This is a genomic window from Actinocorallia herbida, assembly GCF_003751225.1.
Lineage (GTDB): Bacteria > Actinomycetota > Actinomycetes > Streptosporangiales > Streptosporangiaceae > Actinocorallia > Actinocorallia herbida.
Window position 1 is genome coordinate 6946398 of sequence record NZ_RJKE01000001.1, and the last position, 16850, is coordinate 6963247.

The 16850-nt window shown below is 72.2% G+C and carries 11 protein-coding genes; 7 read left to right on the plus strand and 4 right to left on the minus strand.

What is annotated here, in order from left to right; all coding sequences use genetic code 11:
* Nucleotides 1-13: 13 nt before the first annotated feature.
* Entirely contained in the window at nt 14-1081 is a 1068-nt protein-coding gene (locus EDD29_RS31765) for an MBL fold metallo-hydrolase (protein ID WP_246053103.1), read from the plus strand.
* Nucleotides 1082-1085: 4 nt separating this feature from the next.
* Here the strand turns inward: EDD29_RS31765 and EDD29_RS31770 are convergent, their stop codons facing one another.
* The 3 genes from EDD29_RS31770 to EDD29_RS31780 form a co-directional block, all read right to left on the minus strand.
* Nucleotides 1086-2678: a DHA2 family efflux MFS transporter permease subunit gene (locus EDD29_RS31770; RefSeq protein ID WP_246053104.1), complete on the minus strand. Its 1593-nt coding sequence runs from the start codon at nt 2676-2678 to the stop codon at nt 1086-1088.
* Nucleotides 2679-2714: 36 nt separating this feature from the next.
* Complete coding sequence (locus EDD29_RS31775; RefSeq protein WP_211360046.1) at nt 2715-3341, minus strand: pyridoxamine 5'-phosphate oxidase family protein; 627 nt, start codon at nt 3339-3341, stop codon at nt 2715-2717.
* A 91-nt stretch (nt 3342-3432) separates the two neighbouring features.
* Nucleotides 3433-4320: an amidase family protein gene (locus EDD29_RS31780; RefSeq protein WP_246053489.1), complete on the minus strand. Its 888-nt coding sequence runs from the start codon at nt 4318-4320 to the stop codon at nt 3433-3435.
* Nucleotides 4321-4831: 511 nt separating this feature from the next.
* Here EDD29_RS31780 and EDD29_RS48250 point away from each other — a divergent pair.
* From EDD29_RS48250 to EDD29_RS31810, 6 genes are all read left to right on the plus strand, one after another.
* Nucleotides 4832-7399: an HD domain-containing protein gene (locus EDD29_RS48250; protein ID WP_425455015.1), complete on the plus strand. Its 2568-nt coding sequence runs from the start codon at nt 4832-4834 to the stop codon at nt 7397-7399.
* The gene (locus tag EDD29_RS31790) at nt 7396-7908 is read left to right on the plus strand and encodes a hypothetical protein (RefSeq protein WP_211360047.1); all 513 of its coding nucleotides are present in this window, start codon (nt 7396-7398) and stop codon (nt 7906-7908) included. Before EDD29_RS48250 ends, EDD29_RS31790 begins: the two co-directional genes overlap by 4 nt.
* Complete coding sequence (locus EDD29_RS31795; RefSeq protein ID WP_123667974.1) at nt 7905-8336, plus strand: NUDIX domain-containing protein; 432 nt, start codon at nt 7905-7907, stop codon at nt 8334-8336. The genes EDD29_RS31790 and EDD29_RS31795 overlap by 4 nt, the downstream gene beginning before the upstream one ends.
* A 15-nt stretch (nt 8337-8351) precedes the next feature.
* Nucleotides 8352-9404, plus strand: a complete 1053-nt coding sequence (locus EDD29_RS31800) for an ADP-ribosylglycohydrolase family protein (protein WP_123667975.1) — start codon at nt 8352-8354, stop codon at nt 9402-9404.
* Nucleotides 9405-9509: 105 nt separating this feature from the next.
* Complete coding sequence (locus tag EDD29_RS31805) at nt 9510-13127, plus strand: tetratricopeptide repeat protein (protein WP_148086162.1); 3618 nt, start codon at nt 9510-9512, stop codon at nt 13125-13127.
* 6 nt (nt 13128-13133) lie between these two features.
* The gene (locus tag EDD29_RS31810) at nt 13134-13775 is read left to right on the plus strand and encodes a Crp/Fnr family transcriptional regulator (protein ID WP_123667977.1); all 642 of its coding nucleotides are present in this window, start codon (nt 13134-13136) and stop codon (nt 13773-13775) included.
* A 6-nt stretch (nt 13776-13781) separates the two neighbouring features.
* On the opposite strand, the gene EDD29_RS31815 is transcribed toward EDD29_RS31810, so the two are convergent.
* Nucleotides 13782-16700 (minus strand): AMP-binding protein, encoded by a 2919-nt coding sequence (locus tag EDD29_RS31815; protein ID WP_123667978.1) that lies wholly within the window; start codon nt 16698-16700, stop codon nt 13782-13784.
* Between the last annotated feature and the right edge of the window lie 150 nt (nt 16701-16850).

The window sequence follows — 16850 nt, forward strand, 5'->3', positions numbered from 1 at the left end:
AGGAGGCGTCACAGTGAAGATCGAACTCGGTGCGGCGGCGGCCGTTGGGCTGGTCGGCCTCGCCTTCCGGGACGTGCCGCGCTCCCTCGGCGCACTGAAACCGGGCCCGCGCGTCCTGCGCTCGCCGCATTTCCGGGACGGCAGTTTCCACAACCTGCGGGACGAGCCGCCCGCGACCGAGCCGGTGCGGGCCGCCCGCGAGTACGCGCGGCGCGAGCAGCGGACCCCGCTCACCCCGGTCCCGGTGATGACGCCGAGGTTCGGCGACCCCGAGGCGCTGACGGTGCACTGGCTCGGGCACGGCACCTCGCTGGTCGACATCGAGGGCCGCCGGGTGCTGTTCGACCCGGTCTTCTCCCAGCGCTGCTCGCCCAGCTCCCTCGTCGGGCCCAAACGGGTCCACCCCGTGCCGGTCACGGTCACCGGCCTGCCCCGCCTGGACGTCATCGCGATCACGCACGACCACTACGACCACCTCGACGTGGCCTCGGTGCGGGCGCTCCTGCACGCGCAGGACGCCCCGTTCGTGGTCCCGCTCGGCGTCGGCGCCCATCTGGAGCGCTGGGGGGTGCCCACGTCCCGGATCATCGAACTCGACTGGGACGAGGCGGCCGTCGTCGCCGGCCTGCGGATCACCGCGACGGGGGCGCACCACTTCTCGGGCCGGGCGCTCAAGCGGAATCCGACGCTGTGGTGCTCCTATGTGGTGGCGGGCACGGATAAAAAGGTGTTCTACAGCGGGGATTCCGGCTACTTCGAGGGCTATGCCGGGATCGGCGCCGCGCACGGCCCGTTCGACGTGACCCTCATCCAGGTCGGCGCCTACAGCGCATCCTGGCCGGACATCCATATGACCCCCGAGGAGGGCGTCACCGCCCACCGCGACCTGCGCGGCGAGCTGATGATCCCGGTGCACTGGGGCACCTTCGTGCTCGCCCCGCACGCCTGGAACGACCCGCCGAACCGCGTCAAGGCCGAGGCGAAGCTGCACGGGGTGCGCCTCGCCGTCCCCCGGCCGGGCGAGCGGATCGACGTGTCCGCGCCCCAGGAGCCGGACGGATGGTGGGAGACCCTGGCCTGAGCGGTCAGGACTTCTCGGCGCTCGGCGCGGGCGCGGCGCCCAGGCCCGTGACGTCCCGGACCAGCAGGCAGGCCGCGGCCCCGACGAAGATCATCACCACGGGGAAGATCATGGTCGGCCGCACCGCGGTGACGAACGCGTCGGTGAAGACGCGGGCGGCGAGCCGCTGGACCTCCGGCGGCGCGCTCGCCGGTCCGGTGTGCTGACCCGCGCCCAGCTCCAGACCGGCCCGGGCCGCGCCCGCGAAGCTCCGCACGAACTCCTCCCGATTCGCCTCGGGCACCTGCGCCGCGGCGGACCTGGCGGTGTCGGCGAGCGCGGCGGCCATCCGGTTCTGGAGGATCGCGCCCGCCGTCGCGTTGCCGAGGACCGAGCCGAGCTGGCGCAGCGTGTTGTTGACGCCCGCGGCGGCGCCGGCCTGCGCGGGCGGCACCGTGCGCATCGCCTCGGTCGACATGGGCGCGAAGACGCAGCCGATGCCGATCCCGGCGACGATGAAGGGCCCGAGGAACGTCTGCCACTCCGTCTGCGGGCCGACCGTCGAGACCAGCCAGGACAGCCCGATCCCGTAGGTGACCATGCCGAACATGAGGATGCGCTTGCCGCCGAGGCGGTCGGACATCCGCCCGGCGAACGGGGCGATGAACATCGACACGATCGACGACGGCGCCATCACGAGGCCCGCCTTGATCGCCGAGTACCCCAGCACCGACTGGAGATAGATCGACATGGGCAGGAACAGCCCGATCATGCCGATCGAGACCGTCACGCCGACGAGGCTCAGCACGCTGAAGTTCCGGTTGCGCAGCAGCGAGAAGGGCACCAGCGGGCCATTGTCCTGCCTGCGCCGCTGCTGGGTGAGGAAGACCGCGAAGACCACCGCCGCCACCGCGAACGACGCCCAGATCCAGCCGTTCCAGTCGTAGCGCTGGCCCTCGGTGAGCGCGAACACGAAGAAGAACAGCGCGACCGAGGCGAGCGCCACGCCCGTCCAGTCGAGCGGCACGCGCGCCGAGTGCCGCACGTCGGGGATGACGGAGAACGCCAGCACCAGCACGACGACGCCGATCGGCACGTTGACGAAGAAGATCCACCGCCAGTCCAGCACCGTGACCAGGAGGCCGCCGACGGTGGGTCCGGCGATCGTCGCCAGGCCCGCGACCGACCCCCAGATGCCCATCGCCGCGCCGCGCCGCTGCGGCGGGAACGTGGCGATGATCAGCGCCATGGTCTGCGGCATGAGCATCGCCGCGCCGAGGCCCTGCACGACCCGGGCGGCGATGAGCTGCCACGCCTCCTGGGAGATGCCGCACAGCAGCGACGCGAGCGTGAACACCGTGACGCCGATCACGAACATCGGCCGCTGCCCGCGCAGGTCGCCGAGGCGTCCGCAGGTGATGAGCAGGACCGCGAGGATCAGCACATACCCGTTCACCACCCAGAGGACCTCATCGAACGACGCGTCCAGATGCACCAGCATGTCCGGGATCGCGATGTTGACGATCGTGAGGTCGAGGAGGGTCATGAAGAACCCGAGCGAGAGCGTCAGCAGGATCGCCCAGGGGTTGCCGCGCCAGCGGCCGAGCAGCGAGGTCACGGCGGAGACGATACGCCCCCTACCGGACCGCCGCGATCAGTAGAGGGTCGCCCGGTACCCGGCTTCGAGGTCGTCGTCGATCACCTGCGCGGTCACGTCGATGGCGAGGATGTCGCGCATCATCGCGCCCAGAGACGGGACGACGTCGCGGTCGGGCCACTCCTCGTGCCGCCACAGTCCCGACCGGCGGAAAGCCTTGGCACAGTGGAAGAACACCTCGTCGATCTCGATGAGGATCGCGGCCTTCGGGAGCTTTCCGTCGACCGCGAGATCGGCCATGAAGGGCGCTTTGGCGACGAGCCGGGCACGGCCGTTGACGCGCAGGGTCTCCTCCCGGCCGGGGATGAGGAAGAGCATCCCGACCGCGGGGTTCACGATGAGGTTGCGCAATGTGTCGTAGCGCTGGTTGCCGGGACGTTCCGGCACCACGATCGTGCGGTCGTCGAGGACCTTCACGAAACCGGTCTTGTCTCCGCGCGGGGACACGTCGGCGTTGCCCGCGCCGTCGGAGCTGGCCAGGAGGCAGAAGGGTGACTCGGCGATCCAGTTCCGCGCGTGCTCCTCGAGCCGCGGCTGCACCTTGCGGATCACCGACTCGTACGGGTCGCCGAGCAGGCCCGTCAGCGCCGCGACATCCGCGATGAACTCCACCCCGTCGTGCACGCGCGCTCCCCGATTCCTCTCCGACGGACAAGGGATCCGATCTTACAGACCCGGCGTTCCCGATCATCCTTTTTGTCCGATCCGTAGGCGTTCATCCGAGACTCGTGGGCCGGCCGGGCGGCGTCCAGCGCGGCCACGGGGTCCGCAGTTCCGCCTCGGCCGCGACCCGCAACAGGGTCTCCTCCTGTCCGTGCCGTCCGATGACCTGCAACCCGACGGGCAGCCCTCGCGCGGTGCACCCGGCAGGGATCGAGATCGCCGGATGCCCGCTGAGGTTGACCGCCCAGGTGAGCGCCACGTTCATCCGCTCCCCCGGCCCGTCGTGGCCGTGCGGCGGAAACGGGACGGTCGGGGTGAGCAGCAGATCCGCCCGCCGGAAGAAGGCGGCGAGCGCCCCGTCGTTGAGTGCGCGCGCGCCTCCGGAGCCGCTCCGCAGGCGCGTCCAGACCTCGGAGGGGTCCCGCAACCGCAGTCCGGCCTCCGCGACCCGCAGCGGTCCTTCCAGCGCCTCCGCGGCCCGGCGCGCGACCCCCGCGACCTCCGGATCCACCTCCGCGAACCCGAGCGTCGCCGACCACCCCGCCCGCACCCCTTCGAGCGGCCCGTCCAACCGCGTCCGCGTCCCCGCGAGCACGTCATAGGCCGCCGCCGCGTCCCCCACCCGCCAGGCGATGGGCCCCGGCGTGTTCAACCCGGCCCGATCCCGCGCGGCAAGCCGCCCGTTCGTCAACTTCAACCCGACGACCCCGCACCAGGCCGCCGGAATCCGCACCGACCCGGCCCCGTCGCTCCCCGTCGCCAGGGGCACCATCCCCGCCGCCACGGCCGCCGCCGACCCCGCCGACGACCCGCCCGGAGTCACCCCGGCACACCACGGATTCCGCGTCGCCCCCCGCTCCGTCCACCCCCACGTCCGCCACGAGGTCCCCTTCCCCGGCACCGAGGTCTCCCCCACCACCGCACACCCCGCCGCCACCATCCGCCGCCCCTGCTCCGACCCCGCCCCTTCACTCCCTTTGACGCCCAGCGGCACCCCCGCCAAAACCCCCTCGCCACTCCCGCTCACTCCGCCGAACACCTCACAGAAGGCCCTCACCCCGGCATCCCGAGCCCCGATGACCTCCAGCGCCGCCCCCACGACCTCCCCCACCGACACCACCTTCCCCCGCACAAGCCCCGCGATCTCCAGCGCGCTCAGCCCCACGTACTCCCGCGCGTCCACCAGACCCACCTATCGCCGAACGAAATTCCCAATTCCCCCCGCGGAACCGACGGCGGAACGGGAGCATCAGACTCCCGGGGAACCGATCACCGCGCGCCACGTGCTGGGAGGGTCAGTGGAGCACGAGCAGACCGACCTCTGGAAGCGCGCGTTCACCCCGCGCCCCGACGACCCCGACCGCGCGGCCAGGGAAAAGCTCCGCGTCGCCTACGAGCAGATGCGTGCGGTGGCCGGACCCCTCGCCGAGTCGATCGGCGGGACCCTGCCGATGTTCACCGACCACGGCCTGGCCCACGCCGAGGCCCTGTGGGACATCGGATCCCTGATCTGCGGCGACGCCGTCGAGTTCAACCCCGCAGAAGCCTTCGTCCTCGGCTGCGCCTTCCTGCTGCACGACCTCGGCATGGCCCTCGCGTCCTACCCGGACGGCGAGGAGAACCTCGCGGCCGATCCGCGGTTCCCGGACCTCGTCGCCGAGGCGTCCGCCCGGATCCGCACCGCCGACCAATCCGCGGACGACGGCTTCGTGCAGGACTCGGCCCGCAAGGAGGCGGTCTCGGAACTCCTCAGGCTGCGCCACGCCGAGCAGGCCGAGACCATCGTCCGGGAGCCCTTCGCCGGTCCGAAGGACGAAAGCATCCACCTCCTCCAGGACCCCGAGCTCCGCCGCTTCTTCGGCGCGCTCATCGGACGGATCGCGCACAGCCACTGGTGGCCGGTATCGCGGTTGGCCGACGAGTTCAACCGGAAACTGGGCGCGTGCCCCTTCCTGCCCGGCAAGTGGGAGGTGGACCAGCTCAAGATCGCCTGCCTGCTGCGCCTCGCCGACGCCGCGCACATCGACGAGCGCCGCGCACCGCTCTACCTGCACGCGTTCCGCAGGCCCACGGGCGTGTCCGCCGAGCACTGGAAGTTCCAGTCCATGCTCACCCGGCCGCTCATCGACGACGACCGGATGCTGTTCACCTCGCCGTCCTCCTTCACCCGTGCGGACGCCGAAGCCTGGTGGCTCGCCTTCGAGACGATCCAGCTCATCAACGAGGAGTTCCGCCAGGTCGACGCGCTGCTCGCCGACCTGCGCCTGCCGAGGTTCGCCGTCCGCTCGGTGGCGGGGGCCGAGTCACCCGAACGCCTCTCCCAGTACCTTCCGTGCGACCGCTGGAGCCCCATCGACGCGAGCCTGCGCGTGTCCGACGCCATCCAGGTGATCGCGAAGATCGGCGGCACCGACATGTACGGTCAGCGGCCCGACGTGGCGCTGCGCGAACTCATCGCCAACGCCTCCGACGCGACCTTGATGCTCACCTCCTACGAGGACGTGCCCGCCAAGCCCGTCACGGTGACTCTGGAGCAGCACGACGGCGATTGGTGGCTCGAGGTCCACGACAGGGGCATCGGCATGTCGGCGAGCAGGATGGTCGCCGCGCTCACCGACTTCGGACAGTCCCACTGGCGTTCCTCCGCCACCACCCGCGACTACCCGGGCCTCAGTGGAAGCGGATTCCGCCCCACGGGCAGGTTCGGCATCGGGTTCTTCGCCGTCTTCATGGTCGCCGACGAGGTCCACGTCTCCAGCCGCGTCCACGAGGAGGCGTCCAGCTCCACCCACGTCCTGGAGTTCCGCAACGGCGTCCGGGGCCGGCCCCTCCTGCGCAAGGCCGAACCGCTCGAACGCCTGCGCGAGTCGGGCACCAAGGTGCGCCTGAAGCTCCGCGACGACCCGCGCAGCACGAAAGGGATCTTCCGCACGGACAGCCCGCTGCGGACGCACAACGAACGTCTGCACGCCCTCGTCGAAAAGATGTGCGCCCTCTCAGAGGTGGACATCGCCGTCCAAGGACCCGACGATCCGAGCCCGACGATCGTCATCAGGGGTCGCGACTGGGAGGACCTGCCCGCCGAGGACCTGTTCCGCAGGCTGTACTGGAAGGGGACCGAACGCTATGTGGAACGGTCGGTGTACGAACGGTATGCGAAGCTCTTCGCCGCTCACGAGACGCGCATCTACGACGATGCCGGACGACTGAGCGGCAGGGCCATGACGGCCCCTTCAGGAGGCATCACCGTTCACTGGAACCATGGGTACGAGAAGGCACAGCTCTATGTCGGCGGACTTCACTCCAGCGATCTCGCGTATGTGACCGGTGCGCTGACCGCGGAGCCCACCACCGCCGCCAGGTTCACCGCGTTCCCCTCGTGCGGGGTCACGAATCTACAGAAGTGGATCGAAGTCCAGGTCGAGAACGGGGTCGACCAGGGCTGGGCCAACACCTCGGAACTATGGAACATAGCCGACATCGCCGCAGGGTTCGGCGCCACTTCCGAGAACCTTCCCTGCGCCCTCAACGCCGAGCGGTCATTCGATCTCGCGGCCTTCCGCGCGGTGGCGGAGGGGCTCGACGAGGTCATGCTGATCGCACTGGGCGGAATGTGGATCTTCAGCTACGGGGACGGGTTTCGTTTCTTCAGCTACAACGGCGGCGAGGTCACCCTTCCCCCGGCCGCCTTCATCAGTTCCTTCTACCCATCGTGGATATTCCCCGAAGAGATTCATCCCCGTCCGACCTACGAGCCTTTCGCGGAGAAGATCCGACGATCTCCGGATTTCGAACCCTTCACCTGGTGGTACGAACGCGCCCACTACGGACCGATCGGCCTGCTGATCAGCGCACTCGCCGATATCTGGGGCACCGATCTGGACGGCCTTTTCGAGGGGGTCGAAGTGTTCTCACAGACCACCGAAGCCGACCAACGACTCGTCTTGGAATCCCACGAGGGAGAGGGCGTCGCCCTCGAGGCCCTGCGGTTCCATCGGCCGAAGGAGGAGTGCGCATGAGCGCGTCCGTTCCCGCCCAGGGACCGCCCGTGCAGGTGCCTCAGGTCCAGGGAGTGCCGGATACGGCGCAGCTGCTGGCCGTGGAGAGGTACAAGTACATTCTTCAGCAGATTCATACGCTGAATGAGAATGTGTACAAGTTCCTCGCGATCTATCAGACGCTCGCGACCGCGATCGTCGGGGCCGGGATCTCGGTGTTCCTCGGGCATGACAAGTGGGACGTCGGGCCTGAGGTGGCGCGGGGGGCGCTCAAGGGGTTGCTGTGGCTGGAGACGTTCGTGGCCGGGTTCACGATGCTGCTCGTCGTGATCGGGGTGCTGTCGTGGCTGGACTATCGGCGGGAGGAGTGCGAGCTGCTGGACGAGCTGGTCAGGCCGGGGTTCCGGAAGCAGCCGCGGATCGCCGCCGCGTACCGGTGGTATGAGACGTATGTCGTTCTGTTCATCGGGGGGTCTACGGTCTTCCTGTGGGTGTACACGACGAACTTGCTGCTGCCGGCGATCAAGTGAGCGGGCCGACGGCCGGGGTCGACTACGTCGGGTTCGGGGTCGGGGGGATGGTGTTCGACGCCGGCGGGCGGGTGTTCCTCGCGCGGCGGGGGGCCAAGGCGCGGAACGAGGCCGGGACGTGGGAGTTCCCCGGGGGCGGGGTGGAGTTCGGGGAGCGGATGGCCGACGCCGTCCAGCGGGAGTTCGCCGAGGAGTACGGGATGGAGATCGAGCCGACGGACCTGCTCGGCGTGTTCGACCACATCCTCGCCGACGAGGGGCAGCACTGGGTGTCGGCGACGTTCCTCGCCGAGCACACGGGCGGGGAGCCGGCGATCCGTGAGCCGGAGAAATGCTCGGAGATCGGGTGGTTCGGCCTCGACGCCCTCCCGAGTCCGCTCTCCCGGATCACCGTGGAGAACGTCGCGGCCTACCGGACGCGCGGCTGAGTACCATCGGCACCCATGACCGGTGAGAGCGTGACGTATCAGGAGCAGGTGCTCGGCTGTGTCGTCGCCGGAGCGATCGGGGACGCGCTCGGCGCGGGCGTCGAGTTCCAGTCCCTCGCGCAGATCCGGGGGACGCACGGGCCGGACGGGGTCGCCGGTCCGCTCCCCTGCTACGGCGTCGACGGCGCGGTCGTCACCGACGACACCCAGATGACCCTCTTCACCCTCGAGGGCCTGCTCAGAGCCAGTGCCGGAGCCGATGACGGCGAGATCGCCGAGTCCGTGCACCGCGCGCACCGCCGCTGGTACGCCACCCAGCGCCTCAGCGGCCCCGGCCGCGGCCCCGTCACCCTGCCGGACGCCGGGACCGTCGACCTCGACGGCGGCCTCTCCGACGCGGTATGGCTCTACGCGCAGAGGGCGCCCGGCAACGCCTGCCTCTCCGGCCTCACCTCCCCGCGCCGCGGCACGCCCGGGCATCCGGCGAACCCGGACTCCAAGGGCTGCGGCGCGGTGATGCGGTCGGCTCCGTTCGGCCTGGTCCCGGCCTGGAGTCCGGCGCGCGCGTTCGCGCTCGCCGCCGAGTGCGGCGCGCAGACCCACGGCCACCCGACGGGCCACCTCGCCGCCGCGGCCTTCGCGGCGATCGTGCGGCATCTGCTCTCCGGGGACGACGTGGCCCGTGCCGTCGGGCACACCCTCGACCTCCTGGAGGCGCACCCGCAGGGCGGCGAGACCCGGTCGGCGATCGTGGGCGCCGTCGCCGCGGCGTCGAACGGCGCGCCTTCGGCCGAACGGCTGGAGTCGCTGGGCGAAGGGTGGGTCGCCGAGGAGGCGCTGGCCATGTCGGTCTACTGCGCGCTCGTCCACGCCGACGACCTGCCCGCGGCCCTTCTCCTCGCCGTCAACCACTCCGGCGACAGCGACTCGACCGGGGCGATCACCGGAAACCTCCTCGGCCTTCGCCACGGCCGGGCGGCCCTGCCCGACGTCTGGCTCAACGCGCTGGAAGGCAGGACGACGATCGAGGGCATCTCCTCGGCCTTCGCCACGCACTTCTCGTCGTAGGAATTATCCGCCGGACGCCCAGAATTATCCGATATGCCCACGGGTACACCCTCAGACGTGCCCGGTGACACACCCCTCGCCCAGGGTAAGTGCTTCCTTTGTGGCATGACCGCTCCGGTGAGCTTCTGGGACCGCCTGCCCGCCGACCTCCAGCGCCGGCTCGACACCGAGCACCGCACCGTCGTGCACGGACCGCACGCGGAACTCCAGTTGCAGAGCAGGCTGGCCGAGGACGTCCTCATCGTGCGGGACGGGCACGCGCTGGAGATCCGCCGCGCGACCCTCACCAACCAGGCGTCGGTGCTCGGCGTGCTCGGCCCCGGCGACGCCGCGGGCCTGCCGCTGCTCGCCGGCCAGCCGCAGCGGGCGGACGTCGTCGCGGTCGGGCGCGGCCAGGTGCGGGTGCTGCGGGTGCCGCAGGCGCGGTTCCGGCAGCTCGCCGAGGAGCACCGCGTGTTCACCACCGCCGTGCTGCGCACCCTCGACGACCGCAGCACCCATGACGGCCTGCGCCTGGCGCTCGCGCTGGCCCCCGAGGTCGGCGCCGACCAGAAGCTCGCCGCCCATCTCGTGGAGCTCGCCGAGCGGTTCGGCCGCCCGCACGGCGGCGGCGCACTCCTGGACATCGGCCTCACTCAGGAGGATCTGGGCAGATACGCCGGTGTGACGCGGGCGCGGACGAACCGGACACTCAGCAGGTTCCGGCAGAAGGGCCTGCTCGACGCGCACTGGCGGCGCATCACCGACCTGCCCGGGCTGCGCCGGATCGCCGAGCCGTTCGACGACCTGTGGTCGGTGACCCCGCACCGCAGGCCGCTGCTGGGCGAGCCCGCGGAACCGAGGTCGCGCCGGACCACGCTGCCGCCCGGACTCGGCTGGCCACGCCCGCCCGTCCTGCCGCCGGAGGTGCCGCACTTCACCGGCCGCGCCGCCGAGCTGGCCCTGCTGCGCGAGGAGCTGCTGCACACCCCGGGCCACCGGATCGCGGTGCTGCACGGCCCGAGCGGCTCCGGCAAATCCGCGCTCGCCGCGCATTTCGCACACGCGGCGCAGGAGCACTTCCCCGACGGCCGGGTCATGGTCGACGTCCGGGGCCGCTCCACCGCGACGGCGCTCGGCGCGATCCTGCGCGCGCTGGGCCTGCCCGGAGAGACCGTGCCGCGCAGCGCGGAGGCGCTGTCCGAGCTGTACCGCAGGATCGTCGCCGACCGCGATCTGCTGCTGGTGTTCGACGACGCCGAGGGCGAGGACCAGATCCGGCAGCTGCTCCCGCTGACGCCGTCGTGCGCGGTGGTCGTCACGTCGGGCAGGTCGCTGCCGGACCTCGGCGGGCGGCAGATCCCGGTCGGGGCGCTCACCGAGGACGAGGCGGCCGACCTCGTCGGGCGGATCGCGCCGGCCGCCCCGGCGCAGACCCGGGTGGAGCTGGCCCGGCTGTGCGAGCGCAACCCGCTCGCGGTGCGGGTCGCCGCGGCGAGGCCGGAGGGCCTGGCGGACCTTCAGGCGGGCTCGGAGGCCGCGGGGGTGAGGTCGGCGTTCATGGTGGCCTACCGGGGCCTGTCCGAAGAGCACCGCCGTGTCTTCCGGTTCGCTTCCCTGACGCCCAGCGCCGACTTCTCCGAGGAGTCCCTGAGCGCGCTGGTGGACGCGCCGGTCGAGCAGGTCCGCGAGGTGCTCGCCGAACTCGTCGGGGCGGGACTGGTGGCCCGCGCGGACGCCGGACGGTTCCGGTGGCACGCGCTGCTGCGGCAGTTCGCGCTGGACCGGGTCCGGCTGGAGAACGCCCAGGACGAACGGGACGGGGCGGTCGACCGCGTCCTCACCTACTTCCTCGACGGCGCCCGCGAGCACGGCGACCTGCTCGGAAGGCACCGGCGCGCCTTCCACCAGAGCAGACCGGGTCCCGAGGCACCCGCTTCCGACCTGCGCGAGCACGGCCTCGCCTGGTTCGAACGGGAGCTGCGCGGACTCGTCGCCGCGGCGAAGCAGGCCGCCGAGGCGGGCCGCCACGAGGCCGCCTACGGCCTGGCCGACGCGTGCTTCGACTTCCTGGAGCTGCGCAGGTACGGCCGCAGCACGATCGACATGCACCGGATCGGGCTGCGCTCCGCCCGGCTCGCCGACGACCCCAGGGCCGTCGCGCACATGCTGCGCAACCTCGGCGTCGTCCACCTGGCCGTGGGCGAGTACATGGAGGCGTTCGCGTACGCCAAGATGGCCGGCCGGGCGTTCGCCGACCTCGCCGACCTGCACGGCCAGGCCGTCGTGGAAGGCGACCTCGCCGCCGTGCACCAGCTCCTCGACCAGCACGACGCGGCGATCGGCAGCGCCTGGCGGTCGCTGGAGCGCTACCGGGGCACCCGCGACCGGCGCGGTGAGGGCGACGTCCTGCTGCGGCTCGGCGAGAGCCTGTGCACCCTCGGCAGGTACCCCGAGGCGCTCAAGGAGACCGAGCGGGCGCTGGCGCTGCACCGCGCGTCGGGCGACCGGCGGGGCGAGGCCGAGGCGCTGCGGATCCGCGCGAACATCCGGCACGGCCGCCGCGACCACGAGCCGGCCCACCGGGACGCCACCGAGGCACTCGCGCTCAGCCGCGACATCCAGGACGCGACGGGCGAGGCCCGCGCGCACACGATCCTGGCGAAGGTCGGCCGGCACCTTCGCCTGCACGGGGAGGGCAGGGAGCACGGCAGCAAGGCCGTCGACCTCGCGCTGGCCTCGGGCGACCGCCAGGCGGAAGGCTGGGCGCGGATCTGGCTCGGCTGGACCCTGCTGGACGAGGCGGACCTCGACGGGGCGCTCGCCCAGCTCGATCCGGGCCTGCTCGCGCACATCGAGATCGACCACCCCCGCGGCCAGGTCTCCGCCCGCACCGCGATCGCGATCGTGCTCCAGCAGCGGGGCCGCCTGCACGAGTCGCGCAGCCAGCTGGAGCAGGCGCTGTCGCTGGCCCGCCGGATCGGCGACCGCAGCGGCGAGGCGCAGGCGCTGGAGGAGATGGCGACGACCCTGCGCCGCCTCCGCCAGCTGATGGACGCGCGGACGTTCGGCGAGGCCGCCCTCGCGGCGTGGCGGCGGCTCGGCCACCCGCACGGCACCGCGACCGCGCACGGCGGGCTCGCCCGCATCCACCTGCTCGCCGGGGAGATCGACCTTGCCCTTGCCGCGTGCGACCAGGCCGAGGCGCTGCGCGACCATCTGGGCGACCGGGTCGGGCTCGGCCGGGTCGCCGACACGCGGGCGCGGATCCTCCTGCACATGGGCGAGCACGCCGGGGCGCTGAAGGTCATCGAGGAGGCCCTGCCCCTCATGCGCAGCGGCGGAGCCCCGTTCCCGCTGGCGTCGGCGCTGCTCGTCCGGGCCGCGATCCTGCTCGAACTGCGCAGGTTCGGAGACGCGCACAAGCAGGCGGTGGACGGGCTGCGCAGGGCCGAGGACCTGGGCGACGGGGCCGCCGAGGCCGAGGCGCGCCTCGTACTGGGCCTGATCCGGCAGCGGCAGCACTTCGGGCGGAAGGAGGACGATGAGGCGGCGCTGGAGCAGTTCCGGCACGCCGACTCCGTCCTCGTCGACGTGGACGACCAGGGCGGGCGCATCGACGTCCTGCTCGCGCAGGCGCGCTCGTACACCCGCCTGGGCCGTCTCGACGAGGCCGACCGGTGCCGCCGCACCGCCCACGAGCTGCGCCGATGGCTGGCGCGGCCCGAGCTCCCCGGAGGCTGATCCCCCATGTTCCTGTCGCTGCTGTCGGAGGACGTCAAGCACGAGATCCACCACGTGGGTTCGAGCGTCTTCTACCGGCGCAACCAGAACCTCATGCGCGAGGGCACCGTCCTGGACGCGGTCCGCGTGCTCGACTCCGGCTGGGTCAAGGTGTGGGCGCGGCGTGACGGCCAGGAGCAGATCCTCGACCTGCTCGGCCCCGGCACGATCCTCGGCGAACTGGAACTCGCCGACGACCAGAGCCAGCTCTGCTACATCACCGCGCTCACCGACGTCCGGGCGACCGCCGTCCAGCCCGAGCGGTTCAAGGCGCTCGCCGAGCGGAACCCCGAGGTCTACCGGGCGCTCGCGCACGCGATCACCCTGAAATTCCGCGACGAGCACGCGCTGCGGATGGCGCACCACGGCACGCAGCGCCTGCGCGTCCTGCTGGTCCGCCTCGCCGACCGGTACGGCAGGCCCACGCCCGACGGGTTCGTGCACGTCGCCATCCCGATCACCCGGACGCTGCTGGCGAGCTGGGCCCGGCTCACCACGGCGGCCAGCGGGAAGATCGTCACCAGGGCGTTCGGCGCGGGCGTCCAGTTCCGCCCGGACGGGCTGCTGATCCGCCGCGCCTGCCTGGAGGAGCCCGACGACGACCTGTGAGACGGTCTAGCGGGCCCGGAGGATCTCCCGGGCGGCGTCGGTGAGGGGCCGGTACTCGCCCGCCACGTCCCGGTAGTAGGCGATGCCTCCGTTCTCCTCCGGGACGCCCTCGGCGCGGAGCCCCGCGGTGAGCAGGCGCGCGTACGGGTTGGCCGCGATCTCGTCGACGATCCGGATGAGGTCGGGCCCCGCCTGCGGGAAGGCCGCGGTGAAGTCGGCGGCGGCGACGGGCGCGCGCAGCGTGACGGCCGCGGCGAGGAGGTCGTGCCGCCCCGTCGGGATGCCGTAGGCGACGGCCAGGTCGACGCCCGGGACGTCGCCGATCGTGTCGCGGATCAGGCCGCACGGGATCGGGCCCGCGGCGGTCCTGGCCACCTCGGCGGTCCGGCCGACCATCCAGTGGTCGCCGTCGGCGTCGCGCTGGAACAGGTCGCCGGTGGCGATCCACGAGTCGCCCGGCTCGAACACGCCGCGCAGCGGGTCGGGCGAGGAGTCGCCGGCGGCGAGCAGGAGGCCTGTCTCGTCCGGACCGCATTCGGCGACGAACCCGTCGGAGCCGGACACGAGTTCCTGGCGTTCCACGTCGTACCTGGCGATCCGGACGGGGGCGCTGCCCGGGAGCGGACGGCCGACCGCGCCCTGCTTCTTGCCCGTCAGGTTCACCATGATCGCCTCACCCGAGGTCGCCGCGTAGAACTCCAGGACGCGCGCGGGCGCGAGCCTGGTCTCCAGGCGCCGCCACAGGCCGCGCGGCATCCCCGACCCGATGAACAGCCGCACGGAGTGGTGCCGCTCGCCCGGATGCGGCGGCGCCTCGACGAGCCCGTGCAGGAGCGTCCAGGTGTAGGACGCGACGGTGACGCCGTAGCGGCGCGCCTCGTCCCAGAACGTCGCGGGGTCGTAACCGCTGGCCAGCGCGATCCTGGCGCCGCCCGCGATCGCGCCGCCGATGCTCATGAGCAGCGTCGACGGGTGCGAGATCGGGGCGAGGCTGTAGACCGTGTCGGCCGGGGACAGCGCCGCCGAGGACGCCGTGCCGAACGCCGACAGGGCCCATCTGCGGTTCGTGACCCGGGTGGCCTTCGTGTCCTTGCCGTCACCGCCGAAGAGGATGAAGGCGAGGTCGCCCGCCCGCCCGGGGTTGGGCCGGTACCAGCCGGGGACCTCCACGAGGTCGGTCTCCAGCTTGTCGAGGTCGGCCGCGATCTCGGTGTCGTCGAGGCCGCGCTCGGCGCCGCCGAGCAGGAACACCTCGGCTCCGTCGACGAGCCCGGCGTGCTCGGGGTCGGCGACGACCCGCCGCACCTGGCCGAGCGCCATCTCCAGCGCGAGGTCGCCGCCGGGCCGCAGCATCACCGCGACCGCGCCGAGCCGGCTGAGCGCCGCGACCAGCGCCAGCGCGCTCGGCCGGTTGGCCATGAGCACCCCGACGTGCTCGCCCTGGCGGACGCCGAGCGACAGCAGGCCGCGCACGACCGCGTCGATCCTGCGCTCCGCCGCGATCCTGGTGTGCGCCCTGTCCTCGTACAGGAACAGGACCTCGTCGGGGCGCTTGCGCGCCTGCTCGTCCAGCAGGAGGCCGAACGACATGCGGGTGTCCGGCTCGATCCGCTCCAGCCTGCGCAGCCGCGGCAGCAGCTCGGCCGCCTCCTCGCCGAGCCCGACGAGCGCGTGCACCGCGGTCGCCAGGGTCCCGGCCGCGGACCTGACGGCCCCGGTGCCGACCTGCACGGCGAGTTCGAGGCCGTAGCCGACCTTGCCGCGCATGCCCTGCTCCTCGTCCCGCACGGGGCCGATCTCCTTCGGGATCATCCCCTCGCCCGAGCGCCAGTGCACCCAGGAGGCGACGATCGGCCAGGTCGTCCCCGCCGCGTGCGACCCGGCGACGAGCCCGAAGTGTCCGGTCCGCTGGGCCGCCTCGTACACCTCGGCGCGCGGCGCGGCCCGGACGATCCCGCGGACCATCGCGGTCGGCGCGATCTCGTCGACCTCGCCGACGAACGCCAGGACCGGGCAGGTGATGTCGGCGAGGGAGCTGAGCCGGTCGCCGATGACGAACCCGCCGCGCAGCATCCGGTTGTGCGCGACGAACTGGCGCAGGAACTCCGCGAGCGCCGGGCCGGGCCAGGCCACCCAGCCCTCGCCCTGCATGAACCTGCGCTGCCGCTCGCGCGGCGCGAGGATCTCCCGGTCGTGCAGCTGGAGCAGGAACTCCAGCCGGTTGCGCACCGACTTGGTGGGACTGAGGACCTGGAAGCCGACGCGGGTCACCCAGCCGGGGATCGACAGGTCCGGGAGGCTGCCGAGCAGGTCCACGAACGGCTGGCGCGGCACCCACGTCGGGACGCCGAACGGGTTCGCGGCGTCCAGGTCGGCGGGGCTGCCGAAGGTGATCAGGGACTCGATGCCCTGGCTGCGACGGTACGCGGCGGTCTGGTAGGCGAACATGCCGCCCTGGGAATACCCGCCGAGGTGGACGTCCCGGCCGGTGATCTCCTGGATCCGGTCGATCGCGTCGCTGATGGCCAGGACGTGGTCGCTGATGTCGCGCTGGAGGCCGCCCGGTTCGTCCTCGGGGTGGCCGAAGTCGACGACCCAGGGATCGACGCCCAGGTCGTGCAGGACGCCGACGGCGCTCGCGGTGGGGGCGATGTCGTAGATCTCGGCGGTGAGCATCAGCGGGGGCACGAGCAGCACCACGGGCCTGTCGCCCATCGCCTCGGGGAAGTACCTGCGCAGGCGGTAGACGCGCTGCTCGGCGGCTATCTCGTGCGGTGACGCCTGCTCGTCGGTGCGCAACCCCCCGAACCTGGCGACCTCCAGCACATTCTGCGCGGTGGCGGTCAGCCCGCGGGCGAGTCGCGTCCCGAAACGGGCGAGGTCCTTGGGCGCCGGTGCCTTGAACAGGGACGTCACACCGGCCATCGTGGTCGCTCCACCCCGCCCGGGTCAACGCCCCGCCCGGCGCGCCCGCCGCTCGATGCCCCGGCTCCACCGGGGTCCCGCACGGCCGCCACTGAGGTAAGTAGTTATTTACATCACATCCGGCTAGGCAGCGCCGGAGCGGCATGCGAG